Source organism: Chitinivibrionales bacterium (assembly GCA_014728215.1).
Taxonomy (GTDB): Bacteria; Fibrobacterota; Chitinivibrionia; order Chitinivibrionales; family WJKA01; genus WJKA01.
Window position 1 is genome coordinate 13,491 of record WJLZ01000071.1, and the last position, 21,637, is coordinate 35,127.

The 21,637-nt window shown below is 47.9% G+C and carries 18 protein-coding genes and 1 pseudogene; 8 read left to right on the forward strand and 11 right to left on the reverse strand.

Annotation, left to right across the window (positions count from 1 at the left end; all coding sequences use genetic code 11):
* Positions 1 to 396: 396 nt before the first annotated feature.
* The gene (locus tag GF401_04990) at positions 397 to 2,478 is read left to right on the forward strand and encodes a DUF5011 domain-containing protein (protein MBD3344402.1); all 2,082 of its coding nucleotides are present in this window, start codon (positions 397 to 399) and stop codon (positions 2,476 to 2,478) included.
* Between the two features lie 434 nt (positions 2,479 to 2,912).
* Here the strand turns inward: GF401_04990 and GF401_04995 are convergent, their stop codons facing one another.
* The 7 genes from GF401_04995 to GF401_05025 all read right to left on the reverse strand — a co-directional run bounded on the left by GF401_04995 (position 2,913) and on the right by GF401_05025 (position 11,138).
* Positions 2,913 to 4,775: an amino acid permease gene (locus GF401_04995; protein ID MBD3344403.1), complete on the reverse strand. Its 1,863-nt coding sequence runs from the start codon at positions 4,773 to 4,775 to the stop codon at positions 2,913 to 2,915.
* A 320-nt stretch (positions 4,776 to 5,095) separates the two neighbouring features.
* Entirely contained in the window at positions 5,096 to 5,872 is a 777-nt protein-coding gene (locus GF401_05000; protein ID MBD3344404.1) for a hypothetical protein, read from the reverse strand.
* Positions 5,873 to 5,888: 16 nt separating this feature from the next.
* Positions 5,889 to 6,338, reverse strand: a complete 450-nt coding sequence (locus tag GF401_05005) for a hypothetical protein (GenBank protein ID MBD3344405.1) — start codon at positions 6,336 to 6,338, stop codon at positions 5,889 to 5,891.
* A 58-nt stretch (positions 6,339 to 6,396) separates the two neighbouring features.
* Positions 6,397 to 7,284, reverse strand: a complete 888-nt coding sequence (locus GF401_05010) for a hypothetical protein (protein ID MBD3344406.1) — start codon at positions 7,282 to 7,284, stop codon at positions 6,397 to 6,399.
* A 532-nt stretch (positions 7,285 to 7,816) separates the two neighbouring features.
* Entirely contained in the window at positions 7,817 to 8,371 is a 555-nt protein-coding gene (locus GF401_05015; GenBank protein MBD3344407.1) for a hypothetical protein, read from the reverse strand.
* 290 nt (positions 8,372 to 8,661) lie between these two features.
* Complete coding sequence (locus GF401_05020; protein MBD3344408.1) at positions 8,662 to 10,656, reverse strand: hypothetical protein; 1,995 nt, start codon at positions 10,654 to 10,656, stop codon at positions 8,662 to 8,664.
* Between the two features lie 296 nt (positions 10,657 to 10,952).
* The gene (locus GF401_05025; GenBank protein ID MBD3344409.1) at positions 10,953 to 11,138 is read right to left on the reverse strand and encodes a hypothetical protein; all 186 of its coding nucleotides are present in this window, start codon (positions 11,136 to 11,138) and stop codon (positions 10,953 to 10,955) included.
* Positions 11,139 to 11,233: 95 nt separating this feature from the next.
* Here GF401_05025 and GF401_05030 point away from each other — a divergent pair, with 95 nt between their 5' ends.
* From GF401_05030 to GF401_05050, 5 genes are all read left to right on the forward strand, one after another.
* Positions 11,234 to 11,950, forward strand: a complete 717-nt coding sequence (locus GF401_05030) for a hypothetical protein (protein MBD3344410.1) — start codon at positions 11,234 to 11,236, stop codon at positions 11,948 to 11,950.
* Positions 11,951 to 12,556: 606 nt separating this feature from the next.
* Positions 12,557 to 12,796 (forward strand): hypothetical protein, encoded by a 240-nt coding sequence (locus GF401_05035; GenBank protein ID MBD3344411.1) that lies wholly within the window; start codon positions 12,557 to 12,559, stop codon positions 12,794 to 12,796.
* A gap of 262 nt (positions 12,797 to 13,058) precedes the next feature.
* Positions 13,059 to 14,045: an acyl-CoA desaturase gene (locus tag GF401_05040; protein MBD3344412.1), complete on the forward strand. Its 987-nt coding sequence runs from the start codon at positions 13,059 to 13,061 to the stop codon at positions 14,043 to 14,045.
* A gap of 392 nt (positions 14,046 to 14,437) precedes the next feature.
* The gene (locus GF401_05045) at positions 14,438 to 15,334 is read left to right on the forward strand and encodes an SLATT domain-containing protein (GenBank protein ID MBD3344413.1); all 897 of its coding nucleotides are present in this window, start codon (positions 14,438 to 14,440) and stop codon (positions 15,332 to 15,334) included.
* On the forward strand, positions 15,327 to 15,893 hold the full coding sequence (locus GF401_05050) for a hypothetical protein (protein MBD3344414.1): 567 nt from the start codon (positions 15,327 to 15,329) through the stop codon (positions 15,891 to 15,893). The genes GF401_05045 and GF401_05050 overlap by 8 nt, the downstream gene beginning before the upstream one ends.
* 1,027 nt (positions 15,894 to 16,920) lie before the next feature.
* Here the strand turns inward: GF401_05050 and GF401_05055 are convergent.
* Both GF401_05055 and GF401_05060 read right to left on the reverse strand, forming a co-directional pair.
* Positions 16,921 to 17,094 carry a hypothetical protein gene (locus GF401_05055; GenBank protein MBD3344415.1) on the reverse strand — a complete coding sequence of 58 codons (174 nt, stop codon included), beginning with the start codon at positions 17,092 to 17,094 and terminating at the stop codon, positions 16,921 to 16,923.
* Positions 17,060 to 17,587, reverse strand: coding sequence for a DUF2271 domain-containing protein (locus GF401_05060; GenBank protein ID MBD3344416.1), 528 nt, complete (start codon positions 17,585 to 17,587; stop codon positions 17,060 to 17,062). The genes GF401_05055 and GF401_05060 overlap by 35 nt, the downstream gene beginning before the upstream one ends.
* Positions 17,588 to 18,084: 497 nt before the next feature.
* On the opposite strand from GF401_05060, the pseudogene GF401_05065 reads away from it, so the two are divergent.
* Positions 18,085 to 18,874 (forward strand): annotated as a pseudogene (locus tag GF401_05065) (twitching motility protein PilT).
* Here GF401_05065 and GF401_05070 read toward each other — a convergent pair.
* Positions 18,812 to 19,105 carry a hypothetical protein gene (locus GF401_05070; protein ID MBD3344417.1) on the reverse strand — a complete coding sequence of 98 codons (294 nt, stop codon included), beginning with the start codon at positions 19,103 to 19,105 and terminating at the stop codon, positions 18,812 to 18,814. The pseudogene GF401_05065 and the gene GF401_05070 sit on opposite strands and share 63 nt — an antisense overlap.
* Before the next feature lie 561 nt (positions 19,106 to 19,666).
* Between GF401_05070 and GF401_05075 the strand changes: the two genes are divergently transcribed.
* Positions 19,667 to 20,959 carry a glycoside hydrolase family 28 protein gene (locus tag GF401_05075; protein MBD3344418.1) on the forward strand — a complete coding sequence of 431 codons (1,293 nt, stop codon included), beginning with the start codon at positions 19,667 to 19,669 and terminating at the stop codon, positions 20,957 to 20,959.
* A 152-nt stretch (positions 20,960 to 21,111) separates the two neighbouring features.
* Here the strand turns inward: GF401_05075 and GF401_05080 are convergent.
* A partial coding sequence (locus GF401_05080; protein ID MBD3344419.1) for a hypothetical protein occupies positions 21,112 to 21,637 on the reverse strand: 526 nt, incomplete at its 5' end.

Here is a 21,637-nt window from a genome sequence, read left to right on the forward strand (position 1 = left end):
TGTGCCATGTTTGGCGAATATTTCATGTGGGTGTGCATATACCGATAGATATTATGGATAACCACCCTTTCGTTTCCGGGGCTGGTTACCCGGATAGGGTATGTTTATAAAACAACATGTATCGCACGATCGCAACCGCTTGGCCGCTTGATGATAGATTAGGGTGAACGCCACATTCGAACAAAATTACTGCGTTAACCAGCACCACGAAAGCGCCCTTAATAGGAACAGCGTTGAGTCAAGCCTCATTTTAATGCATTGACGGTTTCATTTTTTTTTCAAAAAGCATTGTATGGGCATACTAAATCGTTATATATTACTCCATAATGCGGGATGCGCCAGATACGTTACTCGACCATTTATACTTAACACAACACACATACCAAGGAGGTCTGTATGACTTCAGCACGCAAGACCATGTCATCTTTGCTCATGCTGGTCGCGGCGGGGCTTTGCCTGTTTTTCTCCGCATGCGGGGTGCTCGATCCGGCGGATGAAAATGAGGCCCCGGTTATTACGCTGAAAGGCAAACAGGTCGACTCTATCGGTATCGGCCATAGTTATATTGACTCCGGCGCAACCGCCAGCGATGCGGAAGACGGCGATTTGACGTCAGCAATTGTAACAAGCGGTTCGGTCGACACGTCGACGGCCGGCAAATATACGATTACCTATTCGGTTGCCGACAGTGACGGCAAAACCGCCAGTGCCCTGCGAACGGTGTGGGTGGTAGACAATACGATAGCAATTGAATCTCCGGAATGTCCGTCGGTTTACGACTGCACATCGGTATCATACAAAATTGCCGAAAATCTGACGATACCCTCAGGATGTACGGTTACATTCGGCGCCAACACCGTCATTGAAGTGCTGGATGATATCGATGTTGACGGAGAGCTGATTATACGGGAAGGCGCGAAATTGCTGGTGGATGAAAATGTTTCCATTGATATTGACAACGGCACGCTGACCATTGAAGGCAGCGAAACCGCTAATGTGGTATTCACGAATTACGCGCCCGGAAAATACTGGGGCCGGGGCGAAGACGACTCCTACTGGTATTCACGCTATGGCGTTGTTATTAGCGACAATGCCAACAGCAACACCTCAATCAAACACTGCACGTTTGACTCGGCAACGGTAGGCCTCTATGTAGAAAAAGACGGTATAACGATTTCGCATGCCACTTTTTCCAACAATGCATATGCCGGCATTTTTTTCGAATCATGCGGGCCGAAGGATTCGGCTTCGTTTCTGAACAATTCGTTTACCGGAGTCGGCAAAACCGCTTCGTATTTTCCGATGTATATCGACGCTACCTTTCTGTCGCGTCTTTCCGGCACCGCCGTTTTCAACACGAATGCCAATGACGCGGTCGCCGTGGAAGGCGAGGAGATAACGGAGACGGGAAGCTGGAAAAAACTTGATGTCCCCTATGTGTTTCGTGATTATGCAACGATCAACAATTCGAACGGGGTAACCATCACTATTCGCCCGGGAGCGAAATTTGCTTTTCTGGGAGAAACATACCTTGCGGTCAACTACGGAACATTCATTGCAGAGGGTGAAAGCGCCGACAGCATCGTATTCACCAACTTTGAAGGCGGTAAATACTGGGGCAGCGGCGACGACAATTCGTACTGGTATTCCCGCTACGGCATTCGATTTACCGATAACGCCAACACCAACTCTTCACTTAAGTACTGTGTTTTCGATTCAGCAACCGCAGGCGTGTATTCCAAAGCAGATGGGATAAGCATATCGCATTGCAATTTTACCAAATGCGCATACGCGGGCATTTATTTCGATAATTGCGGGCCGAAAGATTCAGCCTCCTTTCTGAATAATTCATTCGTGGAAAACGGCAAAACCGCAACGTTTTTCCCGCTGTATATCGACGCGACATATCTGTATCGGATGTCGGGAACCAGCGGGTTCAGCGGCAATGCGGTTGATGCGGTCGCTGTGGAAGGCGAGGAGGTTAGCGAAACCGGCGTATGGAAAAAGCTGGATGTGCCCTATGTTTTCAGAGATTATGCGGTCATTAACAACACGAACGGGGTCGTGATAACAATCGAGCCGGGTGCAAAATTTAAATTTCTGGATGAGATGTCGCTGTCGGTCAACAACGGTACGCTCATCGCCGAGGGCACCGCCACCGACAGCATCCGTTTCTCGAATTATGTGGACGGAAAATACTGGGGCAATGGAGACGCCAACAGCTATCTGCACAGCCTCTATGGCCTGAAATTCACCGACAATGCAAACGCGAATTCATCGGTGAAATATTGTGCGTTCGACTCGGCAACGGTTGCAATCAATGTCGATGAGGCCACCGTGCATGTATCCAACTGCACAATCAGTAACACACTGATGCATGGCATATATTCCTATGGTGCCGGCAACACCAATATCGACGATGCATCGATAACATATGTCAACATCGGTCAGACACCGGATCATATGCACGAACAATAAAAGGATTTGTTTATTTCAGAATGAGATGCAACCGCGGCCCGTTTGGGCCGCGGTTTTTTTTGGTGCGCCCGGCAGGGCGCACCAACGTGGTGGAGCGGAGGTGATTGCCTCTTTATCCACTTCACACCCGACAGGGGGGAAGTGTTAGCCGGACGGCAAGGGTGTCTATCGCAAGGTGGAATCTGAATGAAACCGCAGGCAAAGCGCCGACCCTTATCTCCTACTCTATCTTTTTTTCGGTTTTTTACTGGTTTTTTAAAGCTTTTTATGCTTTTTTGTAAGCTTTTGAGCATTTTCCATAAGCTATTATCGATTTTCTGAAAGCTTATGAGGTTTTTATTCAAAGCTTTTATGATTTTTGCGTAAGCTCTTGAAGATTTTCAGTATGCTTGTGGATATATTTTGGTGGTTTTATTTGTTTTTTTCTTATTAATTCAGCTGCATTTTCCTTTTTTGTTACGGTTCCGTTCGGACAGAAGCAGTATATCCCGTAACCCCTGTTCGGTATCAGCGGTCATCCATCGCTTATCAAAATCCTTTGCCTGGAATACTTCAACAATAGCCGCCAGGACCCGTAAATAAAAATTTCTTTCATCAGGGGTCCCGATAATAGTAAAAATTGACGTTATATGTTGTTCTTCCTTTGTGAACGCAACTCCCTTCCGGGCCCGCGCCAAAAGGAGCTGAAATTTTTTTTCTCCCGGTATAACGATATGCGGTACGGCCAGCGAAGGATTTAATACAGTACTGTTTTCCTTTTCCCGCTGTAATAATAGTTCGGCCAGCTTGTCTTCTGTAATATCAAGGTGCGGAGCGAGCCTCTTTGATGCCTTCCTGAAAAATTCATTCTTGGCCATATGCTCTTTTATGTCAAGCACGTGCGCTCTTTCGATGAGACAGTCCACCCTGTCCATTTCTATGTGGTCCCGCTCTCGGATAATCTCTTTCAACTCTTCTTCCAATGAGCCGGTGACCAGGGTCCTGTCGGTCAGATTCTGGAGTATGTGGAGTAGTGCATATTCCTGTTCGACAAATTTCCGGCCGTAAAACCAGTAAATCAGAAACCCGCTTAAAATCAGGATAACACTTATAAGATAGGCATGCCACCCCATCTCAAAAAGCAAAAATCCAAATCCAATTATACCGGTGATCTGGAGCCAGGGATAGAGGGGGGCCTGATATTGGGGCCGGTAATTATGAATGCCGCTCTGCCGGAGTATGATAACCGAAAAGCAGGACATAACAAAGGTGAGTATCAATACTGTCGAAGCCGCTTCAACCAGTATTTTGAGGGGCAAAAATAAACTAATGAGAATAACTGCACCGGTCGTTATGATTGCGATGTGGGGTGTTCCAAATTTATTATTTATCCGGGAAAAGTTTCGGGGTAAGAGATTATCTCTACTTAAAGCCAGCAGGTACCGTGAAGCCGACATAATCCCGGCATTTGCCGTTGAAATAAATGCCAGTACAGCCGTCAGGCTCATAGCGATAAAACCCTTCTCTCCCATCAGAACCCGGCCTCCATGAGAAATCGGCATTAATGAATCATTCAGTTTCCCGGAGGGTAAAATGGCGCTGGTTACTAAGACAATGATGGTATAAAAAAGAGTAACGGTAATCAGAGAAAAAAGCATCCCGAGCGTAATTGACCGGCCCGGATCGCGGGTTTCCTCGGCAATTCCCGCAACTTTGAGCAGCCCTCCGTAGGCAATAAAGACAAATCCGGTTGTCATAAATACCTTGCCCCAGCCATGGGGGACAAAGGGCTGAAGCCGCTCAGGTTGCATGCGCGGGAGGGCAATTACAATATAGAGAATCAGCAGGATATAAATTGCCACCATCAGGCCGAGCTGTATCCGCGCCGCCTGATGAACTCCGGCTAAATTAATCATTGTAAAAAGCACACATAAAATTGCTCCCACAATTATTCCGGAATCCGGTGAAATATAGGAAACAAAAGCCGTCATCCCGGCAATGGCAAAGGCGCTTTTCAGGGAAAGAGAAAACCAGCTCAAGAGCCCGGTAATGGAACCGACTCCCGGGCCGAAACTCCGCATAATAAAGAAATAATCTCCGCCGGCTTTGGGCATCGCTGTGGTGAGTTCGGCGATACTCATCGTTCCGATCGCAGCCAAAAGTCCTGCAAAAAGATAGGAACAGATTACCGCCGGACCTGCCTGGGCATGGGCCAATCCCGGAAGAACAAAAAGCCCCGAGCTGATCATCGCCCCCGAGGCAATAGCAAAAACGTGTATGACTCCTAGTTGTTTTTTCAGTTTACCTTTTTGTGGCATGCGTTTCTCTTTTTACTTACAGGAATGTCGAAGTATCCGTCGTATCGCTGCCTGCAATAAGAAAAATATAACTCGCAGAATGCGGGAAAAAGAGGATTCGGGATATTATACTCCCAAAACGTCGCCACAAAGTAATCTTTAATCTATTTGCACTAAAGCACCCATTATGCTTGAGAGCGGGTAACGCGCACCCAATTGCATTGCTTATTTGGCTATATAGCCAAATAGTAAACAAGTGTCAAGGGTAATTCTTGCCGGCAACTCAACCTGCTTGTTTTTGGTAGCTCTTTCCATCGTGTTTACGGCGAATATGCCGACAGCTACCGGGACGACTTCAGAATGTCATTTCGCGCAATATCGGGATGGTGATATCGTTTCGTTTGGGTGGTTGCGTTGCGGTATTGGATGGCAGTTTGCGGACACCAGTTCACGCAGGCAAAGCATTGCTCACAGTGGCCCTGCCAGTGTGGTTTACCCTCGTGCAGAGCAATGTTATTTACCGGACAAATACGTGTGCAGATCCCGCAGCTGTTGCACGATGCATCGGAAGAAAACCCCCGGTCCATGCGCGGTATCTGAGAATGACCCAATGCGTAAAGAATGCCCGGATGCACCATAGTGCGGAAGAGACCGGTCGGGTTTGTATCAAAATGCTGTTTCCTTTCGGCAACCATCTCAGCAATGACCTCAACCTTGTCATCGGCAGCCATAAACAGGGATTGCTGCTCACTCTCTTCGGGATAGCCGAATGGCGTGTAGTTGGAAGGCATGGCGATATTGAACAGTGCCTGGAGGGGAAGTCCCTGTTTTCTGCACAGCTTCTTTACTTTCCGCAGTCCCCCACCGGGCTCACCCCCGCCGGCATAGATAAAGAATAGATAGTCTGTCTGTTGAATTTTCCTGATAAAATCGATCACGATAGGCGGCATGTCATACATGTAAATTGGTGAAACAATTCCCATGACTTCGCTCTGGACAGGTGATTCGCTGGTTTGTGCGATTGATGCGATTGAAGCGCTTGGCAGGGCGGTGCTGAGTTTGCGGGCGATCGCCAGACAGTTGCCCGTGCCGGTGAAATAGAAAATTTTGGTCTCCATCTTCTCCTCCTTTGCCCTATGGGCTATGTGTCGGATGATTCATAACCACCGTAGTGAATGCTTTTTTTCCAGAGAACATCTCTTTGCGCCTGAGCAATATGATCCCTGCAGCGATAGCGGTTAATGCATACGTATCATATGGCTGCGCATCGGGCCAGAGGGGGTTCATCAGCTGGAAGTGCATCAGAGCCGCAAGAAAGATGCTTCCCTTTGATGCATTGAACAGTGCGGTCATGAGGAGACTGATCGCAATCGTGCCAAAAAAAGGCATGAATGTCCCACTCTCATTTTGAGTCGCGCCAATGGCAAATCCTTCTTCCGCGAATGAAATATAGGTATATGATTTTCCTTCTTTATTTCCCGAATTGCCTTGAACCCTCTCTGTACCCCCTCGGCCATCACTATCCCCGGCAACCGCAGCAATGAAAGTCAAACTCGCCGAAAATGAACGACGCGAAAAATCCAACTAATGCGCCGACGGGTATCTATAGTAAATGCGAAATTCCAGTCATACATCAGCCTCCTTATCGTTGCATCGATTCTTGAACGGCGGGAGCTTCTGCCTGCCGCAGAAGCAAGAACGAAAATAATATCGAGATTGCGCATATTGAAGGCATGATAAATATCACGGGAAGGACATTCTGGCCCTCGCGTGCCATGAAAAGAATCTTCGAAACGAGTGCCGCCATCATTAGCGAGAGGAATACCACATATATTGTCGTAAACAGATACCCGTAGGGATTTCTTCTTATGGCAAGCATGCCCACAACGAACGAGATCGGCAGGAGAAGCCCCAGGTCGAAGCCCTGTACAATCAAGGTTGTATAATGCTGCGCCTGGTCCGGGACAATTGTACCCTCCAACAACGGCGGCACCACAACACCAAGCCACAAAACTCCGACAGCAACCGCATCGAGCATCAGAAAAAAACCTGCAGCACGGACTGCTTTGCTGCTCTCGAAAATCTGCTGTACCATGGATATGTCAAAGGAAAACAGGCTCAGCACAAATGCAAAGAAGGTTGCGGCAAGCAAGAAAACATAGACCAGAAATAGTGCATTGTACATCCCCATCGCGGTATAAAAGAGATAAGTCACAAGGAAATAGCCCAGTACGCCCGAGAGAAGAAACTGTCCTCTGAGCGAATTCTTTCGCGCGAAATTGAATGCGACAAGCAGCAGCGGGATGCCCACAATAAGCGTGACATAATCCTGCGCAATTCCCTGTACCGCCACATCGGCCGACATGTCCTTATAAATGCCTTCGCCGTAAATAACTACTGTCCGTCCTCGGATAGATTCGTATTCATAACGACCTGGACCCCCACTGGAGAAAATTCCGCATAGTGTAGCCGCGGCTGCAAAGACAACGATAAGGACAACAATAATTGTTATCGTATTCCGATGTTTCATGATTCTCTCCTCATTTAGGTATCCATCATGCAGATCTGCAATAACGCCCATTCGGGCCGGCGCCTTTTTCCAATGTCAGGTCACGCCTGAGTCACCGACGCCTCCATACGAAATTTGTCATCATGCCCGGTCACACCACTTATGAGTTTCCTTGCCCGTTTGGTGAACCATTCGGCAAAAACGGCTATTGCCACCAACCGGAAGGAAGTGCACAAAACGTGCCAAACGGAATGGATAGTCCAAATGAGCTGCAAATGACATTTTTCGACAGATTGCAAGAATTGATGCTGCAAAAAAGGGGTGTGAGAAAGCTCACCATATGTTGAACATATTCAACATCAAACATGCAGCAGGCGCTCTTGTGTGCCTGGTCCTTTTCGAGGACGAAGCAGCGCCCCTGTGGGGCAAATCGCTGCCGAAGAGGAGTTTCAGAATTGAGACAGCAGGACAGGCATTTACAAAATCCTCAACCTCACCTTTTTCAGTTTGCACCGGGAGCGGACCGTTTTCCCGGCAAATAGATATCCTATTCTCAGAACGGCAATGCCGTCTTTCTCACGAAGGTTTTAGCGCCGATTTCGACTGTTATCACATACAATCCAGCCGAATGGAAATTGTCTGAGGGAATCGTTACCCGGCCCGCAAAATTTCCATCGATTCGCGTAATTCTTTCTCCACGAAGATTGGTAACAGTCAAGGTTGCCGCTGATGGTTCAGGTAAATTCACGATCAGTCCCACTCTGTTCGTGATCAGCGTGAAGCCTGGTGCCGACTGATGATTTGTCCGGAGAACCGGTGTGCCTGCATCTTTTCGGAAATACACCATCGATGCATCAGGACGGCCGACATAGCATATTTGGTCAAATCCATATTCCTGGATAATCACATACGCTTTTTGCGCTTCCGCTTCATTGGTATCGAAATCCAGCAATAAAGTTGCACCTTCGGCAATCTTCCATCGCCCGTTGTTTTGCGTTACCTCAATATTCCCGGGATCAAATCCAATACAATCTTCGGCATATGCCGAACCGGAATGGATTAACAACATAAGCGCGATTGATCCGTATCGGGCAGCTATTTTAAGCATGGCGCCTCCTCTGGTGCTAAAATTGAGCAGTTAGTTTGGTATCGGCCTATAGTGAGCACGGATATTCGCAGAAGCGACAACAGATATTTCCCACTTGCGGGAATTGGAATACTCCTTTCCATTGTACATTCTTCGAAAACCACGAATAGACCGACATTACCCAAGTTTAGCCCGCAAGGATTATGCCAGAGGAGAATGTCCGGCAACAGGAATGGAAAAATATCGTGTGCGCATTTGTCCAGGGGCATATGTGATTCGTGAATGATGAATAATTCTCCCTCGAGGAACTTTTACCTCGCCTGATGTCGCGACATCATTGTACCGCCCAAGACCGTCGCTTCCCCGCCGCTCTCATCATCGATAATCGTGCAGACAGCCTCGGTATAGGTGCCGGTTGCTCCCGGACCGGTCAAGCCGTCGATAATAACCTTGAACATCCGGTTACCGTCGGCTGCCCCATTGTCAATAATTGGTACTTTTAGCTGACGGTTGCCCTGGTTATTCCAGGAGCTCGTGCCCGACACCGCCTCATAGTCGACACCCGCTTTGGCCGTGCCGTCTTCGGTGTGATAGTTGATCGTCACATCGGGAGGAGGGAATTCATTTGAAAATCGAACGATTGCCGGCCATATGGCGGCGTCGATAGCATTTTCATAGGCGAAATATTCCTGATGGGTCAAATAGACCTGCCCGCCGTTTGGTCCGTCGGAATTCTCGGGCTGGCGGATACCGCTGGGATCCTCGATCCGGATAAAAATGTCATTCATGCCGCCCAATTGAGCGCCCTGTGCATTGCTGATCGAAAAATGAAAATTTTCTCGCCCTTCGGGATCGCTGTCGTTGATTGTGGGAATAACCACTGTTTTTGGTGAATCGTCCCCATCGTCCCAGCTCAAAGTGCCTGACTTCGCGGTATAGTCGGAACCGGCTTTTGCCGCGCCGTCACGGGTTGTATATGAAACAGACGCTGCCCCCTGTTTTCCGCCGGTCCGTACAACCGTGACCGTTACATCGGCGCCCTCGTCGACAATGCGATAATTGCCGCAGATATTCAGCACACCGGGTCCGGACGGCGCGGTGTTATTGATCAGATGATCGGGGTCGATCATCACATGCCAGATGCCTTTACCGCCGCGGCCGCTGATCCCCAGGTGCAATTTGCGGTCGGAAGCCTGCATCAGAGATTGCGGAGCAATCTCTGTGTACGACTCATGCACCTGCGCCTTCATACCAACCTGCAAAACGGTTGTCCAGCCGTTTTTCGGGTTTTGTGTAACATTGACATTGACAGCCCGTCTCTGGGTATATGAATTTGAGCGTACCATCACATACCAGCCCCGCAACGGTCCGGAATTGTACCAATCAAGCGGCAGAGCGTGCGTGTGCGCATCACCGGATGAGCCGGCATTTTGCCAAGAATCACTCCATGTTGCACCGCCGTTGCCGGAGTAGACCACATCGCCTTCCCTGGACCCGAAACCGGCATATAATGCCAGTTCTTCATAATCATCCGAAAGCGGAAGGATCGCGGTTGGCGCGGTGCCGCGCCAGGCCCAGACAGGAAAATCGGTTACATAGCTCCAGGGGTCTGCTCCCGGTACATTGCCAAGGTAATTATCGGGTGGTATTTTGACAAAATATGGTTTGTATCGCACGGGATTGGAGTTGGGAATCTCCACGCTGTTACAGGTCCATAATGTGCCGTCGGGAAGTTCAAACGGCGTGGTTTGAATTGCAGCACCGGGAATGCCGTTGCGTTTGGCAAACAGCGGGTCATCCGATGACGGACACAGGACCCGGTCGGACCAGGTGTGCCCGTTGTCGGTTGATGTTCGAATATAGGTCTCGGTATCCCGCCAGTTGCCGTTGAGGTGCAGAAACACCATCAGGGGATTATCGGTATGCTGCGATTGAAAGAAATTCGGCATGTAATTATTGGCGCCGTCATCGAGCACAAAGGGATACTCGCTCCACTTCGTGCCGTCAAACCGGCTCGCCATGGCAAAGCTATAATTGTTGCCTTCTTTAAACGACGCCTGCCAGACATTGAGAATGTCGCCGTTTTTCGTTTCAACCATACTGCCTTCATGTTGATAATCGAATGTTGCCGGCGGTACCGGATACTCGTTAACAATCGCATGGGTGCGGCCGGTATGGGCCATGTATTCCTGCGCGATAGTCGTCAGCGAAAACATACACACCACAGTCGCAATGGTGAGTGCTGTCCGAGCAATGCAACCCTTGTGCATAATACGTCCTTTCAGATATATATAGTAATGGTACATAACCGGCTATCATACCGGTGTCGTATAGTCGCAAATATAGCGAGATACGAGCGGTAAAACACGCACACATTCTATATATTATTATCAGAATATTAAACTACCGATACTTTTTTTCAGGACGACAAAGAGGTTATCTATGTGAGTGGTTAAGCTTATCCTCCCGGCTCATTCGTCATTCACCTGTCCATTTCAAGTTGAGCAGGAGGGAAAACTTTGTAATCAGGGCAGAAAAAAAACGCTGCCGTACTCATTGGCCCCTGCGGCGTTCCGATATTAAGCCGAACGGTTCTATTCGTTTACGACATAATCGTGTCGCGGTCGAGTTTGAGTATGTAAACATAATTGAGCCCGTCGTCCCCCTGCACGCAGAGATAATCGTTATGGTTTGACCATGAAAATTTATCCCATCTTGTTTCGGGCGCTATGGTGCTTTCGCACTGAAGCGTATACAACTCGTTTGCCGATGAATCCAAGAACGGCATGATAATGCAGGAGCTTCGCAGGCTTGCCTGTGAAGGAGCGTTGACAGGTGCTGCCGCTACCTCTATGGCACGGATGCGCCCCCGTGAGGAGCTTTATGACTGTCGGGCCGATCCTCAACAACCTGGCGGAATTGCCGGAATATCAGCTGGTTCTTCAGGACCTGCGGCAGGCGCATCTCGATTGGATGAAAGAAACAAAAGATACCGCATTTATTCCTGAAGGACAGCTTCGGAAATGGGCTACGCAGTATGGCAATGAATATTCGGTTGTCGATGGTGGCGGGAATAATGCAATGGACCGATGGATAGCGGCAGTTCAGTTATCAGAGCAGGGCCCAGACAGCATACCGGCAATGGTAACTAACCTCGATGACAGCGATCCTGTTGTCAGGTACTGGGCGACCATGGGACTTGGACACCAGGGAACCGTAGCGCAATCTGCGGAGCAGAAACTTCTTGTATTGCTCGATGATCCTTCCGGTGATGTTCGGGTGGCGGCGGCGCGTGCGCTTACGCTCATGGATAAACCGCCTCAAGCGCTCGATGCATTCAGAGCATTGATCCAGCATCAGAGAAAAGAAGTCCGCCTTCATGCACTTAACGTTATTGAATTGCTCGGCTATCGTTGCCAACCACTGGTGCCGGATTTACAAAACAGATTAAATGATGAGCAGTACGATAAAGCCCGTAAGGCGCTCGAAAGCGCTATCGAGACAATCCCTCAGGCAAGCACGCCCAAAAGTCGATATACCCGCTCTACGTGGCGTCATAACAAAAACCACCGTGCTGACGATGGGCGATGGTACACTTAAGCTTGATTTTGACAATTATTCCGGCCAAAAATAACCCTATCAATGTCTACTATGCATGGCTCCAAAGTATTGTCAATACACTCGACGCAAAACTCAGTAATAACCATTCCGGCAAATGCCGTTTCTCCGGGTTCCTATGTTCTTGCGGTCGATGACGGTATTTCATTATGGAAACAGAAAGTTATATTGCAATAACGACTGATAAATCCTATGAATGACAACCCTCCCGTTTCTGGGGCTGGTTACCCGGATACGTTATGTTTATTATGAACAATTAGCTTAACATGAGGGCGTTATCCTATGCCACCGAAGAAAATATTTTGTGTCGGCATGTAAACGCTACGATATCAGATTTCCGGAAGACACGGGCCGCAAGACACATTGGACAGATGTGCATATTGCCTGGCTTAAGAAGAGAATAAAATCACTGGGTCGTTTAATGTCAAGTCGACATCGAAATGCTACTGACGCAATATACCTGCCTGTGTGAAAGCATTGAAGAGCTTAACGCGGCATACTGAGCATAAGTGAGGGCGAACATTAAAAAAGGTTAATGGTGCATTATGCACGTTCCGCTGGATTGACACACTGGGCTCCATGAGTCTTGTGAGTGAGATTGGTGACATACATCGTTTTGCACATCCCCGACAACGTACCAGATGTACATATGAGAATTTGTATAATCCCGCGTTGGCTTTAACGTTGACCATGGAAGCGGATTTTTATCTGGTTTTTCATTTGGGTTTTATTTCCGCAGGAAAAAAAGAATGGGCCGGCACAGGCAACGAATCGAGCGGCAGCGAGAACATTGCCGCTCTCATTGGCATGCCATTTACTGTGTTTTGAATGAACAACGTAGCTTTACATCCGTGTGCCCGAAGGGTGTGATAGCCCGGTGGTCGCAATTCGGGAAACACTGTTTGCAGAAGCGTGACATCCAAATATGGCCGGCGTCTGCTTTAATACGGAAGGAGGAGGCCATATGACGGAAGAATCGAAGGCGACATTGAATTCGAGTACTCGAAAATGGTGGATGCTTCTGCAGTTCGAAAAAGGTGGCGAATTCGATGTGGAAGTGCGAAGGCAGGTTGACGCCTATTTTGCAAAAATGGGACGGTCCCGCACGGGAACCGGCGCCCTCCATGCCAAGACGGCGATCATTTTGAGTTCTTTTGTGCTCTCTTATGGTCTGCTGGTTTTCTGGGCGGAAAATGTTGTCGCAGCCCTGGGACTGGCGGTGCTGCTCGGTCTGTCGGCTGCGGGAATCGGGATGAACATTCAGCATGATGCCGGTCACGGGGCATATTCCCGTCGCGGCTGGGCAAACAGGCTTGCTGCGATGTCACTGAACCTTATAGGTGGCAACTCTTACGTGTGGAAATGGAAACACACTCGTTTTCATCACACCTTTGTTAATATCACCGATTACGATTCCGATCTGGATTTCGGGGGCATGGGAAGGGTTACCCCCTATCAGAAAAAACGGTGGTTTCACCGCTGGCAGCAATTCTACCTCTGGCCGCTCTACAGTCTGCTGGCGATCAAGTGGCAATTTATCGATGACTTTCTTGTGATTGCACAAGGCCGCCTCGGTGTTCATGAAGTGCCCCGCCCCAAAGGGTGGGCTCTTCTCCTGTTTGTCAGCGGCAAGGCGGTGTTTTTCACACTGGCTTTCTTTGTACCCCTCCTGATGCGCCCATGGCCGCAGGTCCTGCTCTTCTATCTCAGCGCGTCCCTGGTCGCCGGTATCTACCTGAGTTTGATTTTCATCCTGCCCCATACGGTGGAGGATTCGATCTTTCCCGTTCCCGCAGAAGGGAAAGGGCGAATCGACACCTCTCGAACCGAACACCAGGCACGGGTAACCGCCGACTTTGCCCGTTCGAGCCGACTTTTCACCTGGCTTGTCGGCGCACTCAATTTTCATCGCGAACACCACCTCTTTCCCTCAATCTGCCACTTACATACCCCTGCCCTGGCACCAATAATAGACGCGGTCTGTGAGCAATATGGTATCCCGCACACCGTGCACCGCTCATACTCCTCCGGCATCGTTTCGCACTATCGGTTGCTCCGTCGCATGGGAAGAGAATAACCGCACGCCTCACTCGACTTCAAAGGGGCGGTATCGGGAAGCAGGAGTGTCTGTTCAATGTTGCCGTCCACTTCACCTTTCGCGGAATAAAAATCTGTCAAGGCATAGCTCTGATGCTTGCTTTTTTATCGCCGACGCAAACATTCCGTGGATTTGGAATGAATCCTTATAACTATTTATATTAAAGCGGCCTTACGATTCATGTGCTCGGAGGAACCAATTGCATAATTTTTCTGCCAAAATACGCGACGCCGGCAAATTGACAGGTGCCAAACACAAGCTGCTTAGGTTTGTAGCCGGCCGCAGCGCGCGATCTCATTTTGAAAGAGACTCTTAGAGGGTAAATGAAACGGCAGAGACTGTTATATACATAACCGGGAGCGATTTAGCCTGTGGATTACAAAAATGTTCGCGAATGGTACATAGGAGCGCTTCACCGCCAGTTCGGCCACCGGGCAGCGGAGCTGCGGTTCATGCAACGCCACCGTATTTTGGGAGGCAGTAACCAGATATTGACTGTCGTTGTCGGCACGAGCGCTTTCGGAGCGATCATGAGTAAATTCACTCATCAGTGGCTCATCTATATCCCATTGGGATTTTCGTTGCTGGCAATTGCACTTCCGGCAATTACAAGATTTCTGAATTATCTGCCACTTGCCGAGTCGCATGCATCGGCGAGAAGAAAATACGGTAAAATAACCTCGGAATTTCAATCGGTGATGGCTGGATGTTCACCGCGGCAATGCATGCAGTTTATTTCCGACAAATCTTCATGGTATGCCGATATCATGGAGAGCGCTCCTCCGATACCGCTGGATCTGTGGGAAGAGGCTGGAAAAGAAGCGGAAAATGTAGGCGGAGATATTTCCGGGAACATGTTCCACGAGGTCGCATGTTTGGTGGAAATGTCCGATGATTTTCTCTATTCGGACAGCACTATCGCTCCCATGCCGGATCAGCGTCGCTGGCGGTATTCGGTAACGAACGCCAGGATCAGGTTCTATCAAAAACAATTGGATATCTCATTTGATGTCGAAGTCGTCAACCCTTCAACACAAGAAAAGGAACAATACCGCTGCCAGGGCTCTGGGCCGATGCATAACGCGGATGGATATATTACCTACACATTCTGTTCTCCCGCCAACGAAGCTCGCTGGGCCGGCATCATGCTTCTTCGCATCCCATCCCACGGCGATATTTACGGTTTATGGATGACTACCAATGTCAACGAAGACGACAAGATCCCTCTGGGAAAGATTTCATTTCATCGCCAGGTCAAACATGATTAGCCGGAATACGCATTATTTTGATGTCAATTTTTTCAGAAAAGCCAACCAATCCGATATCACAGCGATCGTTTCTATCAACAACTCCTGCGCGCTTCCGTGGAAGCAAAACGGGTTTGTTCTCAATGCAGTAGATGAGCAGCAAATCGCCGCACTAACAGGTCAGCCCGATAAAGCCGTGTATGTTTGCGGCACCGCGGGCCGAATCGAAGCATTCGTTATTACTGCATCCGATGAAGACAGGGGCGTTCTGGACAAGGTGCACTGGTACAGCTCTGATATCCGCAGCCGTTTTTTTGCCTGTTCCCGGCTATATATCAGCAAAGTTGCCGTTCACCCCTCGGCACAGCGAAGCGGTCGCGCGCACTTTTTGTATGTTTCCCTATTGAATATGTTTCCCACCGAGCTTTTTTACGCTTTCATTACGCAGGCTCCGGTTCAAAACAGCAGCTCGGTCGCATTTCACCGCTCGATGAATTTCGGTGTTTTCGGCTGCTATACAGCAGAGGAGTACTGCGGACTGCAGGGTTATCGAAGTGAGTTGTACGGGCGCTTTATGTAATGCGATATCCTTATGAGGTACCGTGAGGATGGAGACGGTTACTTGCGCTTCCTGCATGTGTTGCGCCGGCTCGCATGTTCGATTTGCGCTTTGCCGGCTTAACATATCTTCGGCAAAAAACGTCGGCGTAGTTTGTACATGCTCCTGCAGGATGGGTAGTGAACCTGACACGACCGTCTCTTTGTCTGAAAAAAACGGAGATGGAACGAAATACGTCAACCTGAAGCCCGGTTTGGCTACAGCGGTTGTTTACAGGCAAAAGGGTGCGGTATAACTGCTTTCTATGCCGTAAACCGGCATAGAAAGCAGTTTATGTCTGAAGGACTTTATCTGTAAACAACGACTGAGAAACGCCGGGTGATGTCCCTGTCTCTTTACAATCCCGTTTTTATGTGCCGCTGTCGTTTCATGGAATACGGTATATCGAGCGAAAACAATAATTTCGGTAAGTTTGCCTGTGCAGATCTTGATCGCGACGGCAAAACTGAAATATTCACCGGTAACATTGACAGCAAGTTATTTGTATTTGTGTAATGCTCTTCAGAGGAATATGCATTCTTTCTTTTCTTTATGACCGAGCATATATTTTCAAATATGTACAATATTGTGATTGACCCGGATCTTGATGAGGACGGCCCGTTGGAGCTGATTGCTGCGGGATGCGAATGTATGAAAATATTTGAAAGCTCCTTCCACATTGGCCACCGCCTATAATGAACATGTTAACATCAGGCATGACATACTTTCTCACTTCACTCACGCACCATTTCGTTGGAACTCTCCAGATACCTGCAAGAGATCTTAAAATGACCGCTGGTCCGGTAATACCAATTAGAGAGAGCTTGGATAACAGAGATGGATTCCTGTTCATTCTTCAAATCGTCGCATCGTCGCGTCTTCGTGTCGTCCCGCCGACCGTTATGTTTTGTCGACGAACAGAAATTTAATCACTTGTTTCCTCTGAATTATCTCCCCAAAAGAAGGGCTACTGAAATCTCCGGTTTTATCCGGCCCTTTCAGATATTGATTATTTTACCCAGGCCCTGACATCGGTAAGCGAGCCTTCAAGACCGGGATGATCGATCAGTACCACCGCCGAATCTTCATCAGGACCGCTTCCGATAGTTATGTCACCGCATGATAAAAAGTTAATTCCCAGCGAATTGCTATACCCCACAAGGTGTTGCACCCGCCACTGCATCGGCATCATCATTGTATTTGTCTTGCCAGCGTTCGTTTATCCGGAAATAATTAAGTGCACCTCCACTGGTCAGCCACTGACCGACAAACAGTGTCTTTATATAATTGCTGTCTAAGTCTTCGAGCCAGACAGCTACTGTTTTACTGTGAGCTTCCAGATTTGTAGTGTAGGATATTTCGAGTGTATCTGACATAATCGGCACTACAACATCGAGGACAGTTTTCCCGCTCTCCGGAAAATCGACCCACAATGTTTCTGAAGATATCGAATCACCGGAGTTTCCATACGTTTCAATATAAACAGAATAGCCGTACCATGGTGGTACAGTGAACCATGAGGTGTCGCCCGAATGAGCTGAAGCGTAGAGGCCATCTGTGCTGTCGCTTTCAATAAATATGTTGCAAAGAAGGGTATCGCGTTTTGTGCAGGTGGAGCAGCATTTGACACTTACGCCGAGGTTATCCAGTTCGTAGACCGGTGATTGAAATGACATTTGTCGATTGGGCGATTACTGAATAGGTGAAAAAAAATAAACAGAAGTTTTCTTTGAGAAAACATACTCGCCTCCAGGATTGGATTGTATATCCATTTTGAAATGATCCTATATACCGCATATCAACATGTTCCTTTCCGGGATATTGCAGCCCTTACCATTTGTAAGATACTATATTATCACGAGATAGTCACACAAAAATATGCAGTGATAGCGATTTCCTTTTTTCATGATAACATACTTCAAGCAGCTCGCATCCTTGATTGCGTAACCTCAGCGAGGAAATCAAGAAAATCGTACAGCTCGTGGTTGTTACTCCGTTCTGCTACGTGAGGAAAAAAATGGCTAAAATTTAAAAAAAATGAGGATTTCTATACAGAATAATAATTAATTTGGACAGCAGTGACTTTTCCCATAAATATTCCTTCTTAAAAAGGACTGAGAAATAAAATATTTTCTTTTAAACAGAAGATGGTGCTATTTCAGGCAAAATATATATGAGCAACGAAAATGATCATCAATTTACCGCATCTTTCAGATTCTACGAAGAGCTGAATGATTTTCTTCCTGAAGAGAAACGGAAGCGGACCGTTTCCTATGCCTTTAAGGGGAAGCCGTCGGTGAAAGATGCAATCGAAGCAAGGGGGTACCTCATACCGAAGTCGACCTGATCGTGGTAGACGGCGAGTCGGTGGGATTCGGGTATCATCTCAGGGATAGGGGCCGGGTGGCGGTCTAACCAATGTTCGAGGGAGTCGATATCAGCCCCTGGTAAAGCACCGGGAAAAGCCGCTCCGCAACCCCAAGTTTATCGCCGATGTCCACTTGGGGAAACTGGCGCGAGTTATGCGACTTCTGGGATTCGATACGCTCTACCGGAGCGACTACACCGACCGTGAGATCGTAGAATTGAGTGTTGCAGAGCGACGGGTGGTGCTGACCCGTGACCGGCGGTTACTCCATGTAAAGTTCGTTGCTCACGGCTATTGCATCAGGTCATTGGATCCTGAAAAGCAGCTTGCCGAAGTAATCGCTCGGTTCGACCTGAAGCGGCATATCGTCAGCGAAAACAGTTCATTGGGCCTCTCTTTCGTCCTCACTCAGCTGCCAGCTTTTCACAACAGGAAATCCTTTTTCTTCCCATTTCCAGACACCTTCTCTACATACAAGGATATTGGTATAACCGATCGCATGCGCCGCAACTGCGGCACGAGTGCTTTTCCCTCAGCCGGGACCATTGCAATAGAATACGATAAGCGTGTCTTTATCAGGCGGCATTCTTTTTGATGAGTTAACCTCTGTATGGGGAATGTTGAGAGCTCCTTTAATATGCGTTTTTTCATATTCCTTTGCCGAACGGGCATCAATGAGCACAAATTCGGTATCGTTCTTCGTTAAGGCAAAAAGGCTGTCGGCCGTAATATATTCCGGCTCGAAATCACTGGCGGTATCGCTTTCTGTTGCCGAAAGGAGCGTGCAAAATATCAGAATGTGCAGGAAACAGTTTTTGTTTTTCATAAATCTTTTACTTGTAAAAGGTCGAAAGTATCTCTTATCGTAATATTAATATATATGAAGAATGAACTGCATATAAAAAATGTCATAAATTTAGCTTCACCGGTAGTTTCACCGTTCGGATCGGAAGGAGACCATTTTATTGGCTCTGCGCTCGATTCCGATATACACTGCTTTTTGTACCGCAGCCGGCCATCATCTCCATCTCAGAATAATCGGCTGCCTGTAACATTTTTCATATACCGGTATCTTGATCTTGTTTTGAATCGGCTGAAAACCTATTTTGATTCCATCGCTTCCCAACTGAAAAAGGATGGCGAATATATGCGGTACATTTTTCCTTGCGGCAATCATCTGTGCCGCACATCTCCGGTATGCCCAGTGCACTAAAGCTACTGATTGTAAAGGTGGCCGAATTAGCGTGTCGGTTGAAAATTTTGATGAATGGCAATATGTGGATCCTGTGCGTGTTGAAGAGAGCAAGGCGGAAAAAGGTGTTATTCCTTTTGGTATGGTTGAAGCGCTGGTGGGAATTGAATTCGAACGGTAAACAGATAAAGTATTATGACTACAATTCTTGATTTTGGCGCGCAATCGAATCCCGAATATTTAAATACAAGTGCAATCCAAAATGCAATCGATTCCTGCGCGCAAAAAGGAGGGGGAAGGGTTATTGTCCCCTCGGGAATCTATACAACCGGTTCTCTCTCTCTGCGCTCAAATATTACGCTTCACCTTGAAGCCGGCGCAGTTATCCAGGGGAGCGCCGGTCGGGACGATTACAGCGAAGGAAATGCCGGCATTGTCGCTTTGATCGGCGCTGAAAAGTGCGAAAATTGTGCGATTACCGGTTTGGGTACTATCGATGGTCGGGGCAAAGTATTCTGGGAAGCACATAAGCAATGGAAAGAGGAGCAAACTAAACACGGCGACCCTGCCCGTGAAGGCACTATTCAGCCACTGCGGCCAAGGGCGTTGATGTTCAGTCGGTGTAACAATGTGACGGTGCAGGGGATCAGGATAACGAATTCCGCCATGTGGACCACCCATTTCCTCTGCTGTGAGAATGTGGTAGTCGACAGCATTTCGGTTTTCAATCCCCCCGACAGTATCAACACCGACGGCATCAATCCCGAATCGTGCAGGAATGTGCGGATAAACAACTGTTTTATTGCCACCGGTGATGACTGTATTACCCTGAAAGCCGGATACGAAGACAGCGATTACGGTCCCTGCGAAAATATTGTCATCAGTAACTGCATAACCGGTCACGGCCATTGCGGCGTGGGAATCGGGAGTGAGATGAGCGGGGGAGTGCGAAATGTGACGATCTCCAATTGCATATTTGACGCCACCTATCGGGGAATAAGGCTCAAGACACGGCGGGGGAGAGGCGGATGTGTCGAGAATATTACAGTGAGTAACTGTGTCATGAATACCGTCCTGTTTCCCTTCTTTATCGATATGTTTTACTATGATTTTGAAAAAGAGAAGCGTGTGCCGGTTTCAGATTCGACACCCTGTTTTAAAAATATAATGGTTCACGACTGTATAATAGACAAAGCATACAAGCCGGTGCATCTGTGGGGATTGCCGGAGATGCCGGTTGCCGATGTGACGTTTAACAATGTGATAATCAAGGCGGAAAAAAGCATCCTCTGCAAAAACGCCGAATCGGTTTGGTTCAGGAACTGCCGCGTGCAATTGTCGCAGGACACCAATCAGCTTGTTTGTGAAAATGTGAAGGAACTTGCCGTTGATAAAACCATAGCTGCTGTCGAGGGCCAAATTACCGATGATGAAGGGCAGTATAAGAATGCTGAATTGATGAAAAGGCTGTTGGATTCCGAAATATAAAAAGCTATAGGTAGAATTTCAATTTCAGAGCGCGATTCGATAAGATTGGTCGATCTCAGTAATTTGACCGGTTCGTCTCACGTTATTTGACCGATATTTTCACCTGGTAGATTTTCTACTCAGATAAATTTAGATTTTCATAAGGTTACCGGTCAAATTAATTGAGAGTTATAGCCCCAGACATTTTCATACATATAAGCATTATCGGATATGAAAAGTGACCGATCAGGCCCGGAATATTGTCCGGGTCTTCCGTACTCGTCAAAGCCGAGAAGCCGCTGATAAATGCAATTGCACAGCGTTGCAGCGACGTGGGAAGATGCATAGAGGAATGCGGAGTGTTTTCCCTGGCTCAGTGTAGGGCTGTAAGCGGTATTCATTACCGGCTGTTGATAGAGATCATGAGCATTCCATAAGCTTCGAGCATAGTCCTGTTCGGTTTGAATAGCAAATCGAGCATCTCCATAAAGTGAAAAAGATACAAAATCAATATATTTATATTTTTTATCAGGCTCAAGCAGCGAATCGATATGATTGAATATGGCGGCCGGTACTGCTCCAATGCCGGCGAATCCACCGAAAACAAGATGAGAATCCGCTGCGGCAAGTCCTTCAACACAAGCGTCATAGTATTTTTTGAAGTTGTCTTCGCCAAGTTCCCAGTAATCATAGTCCCAC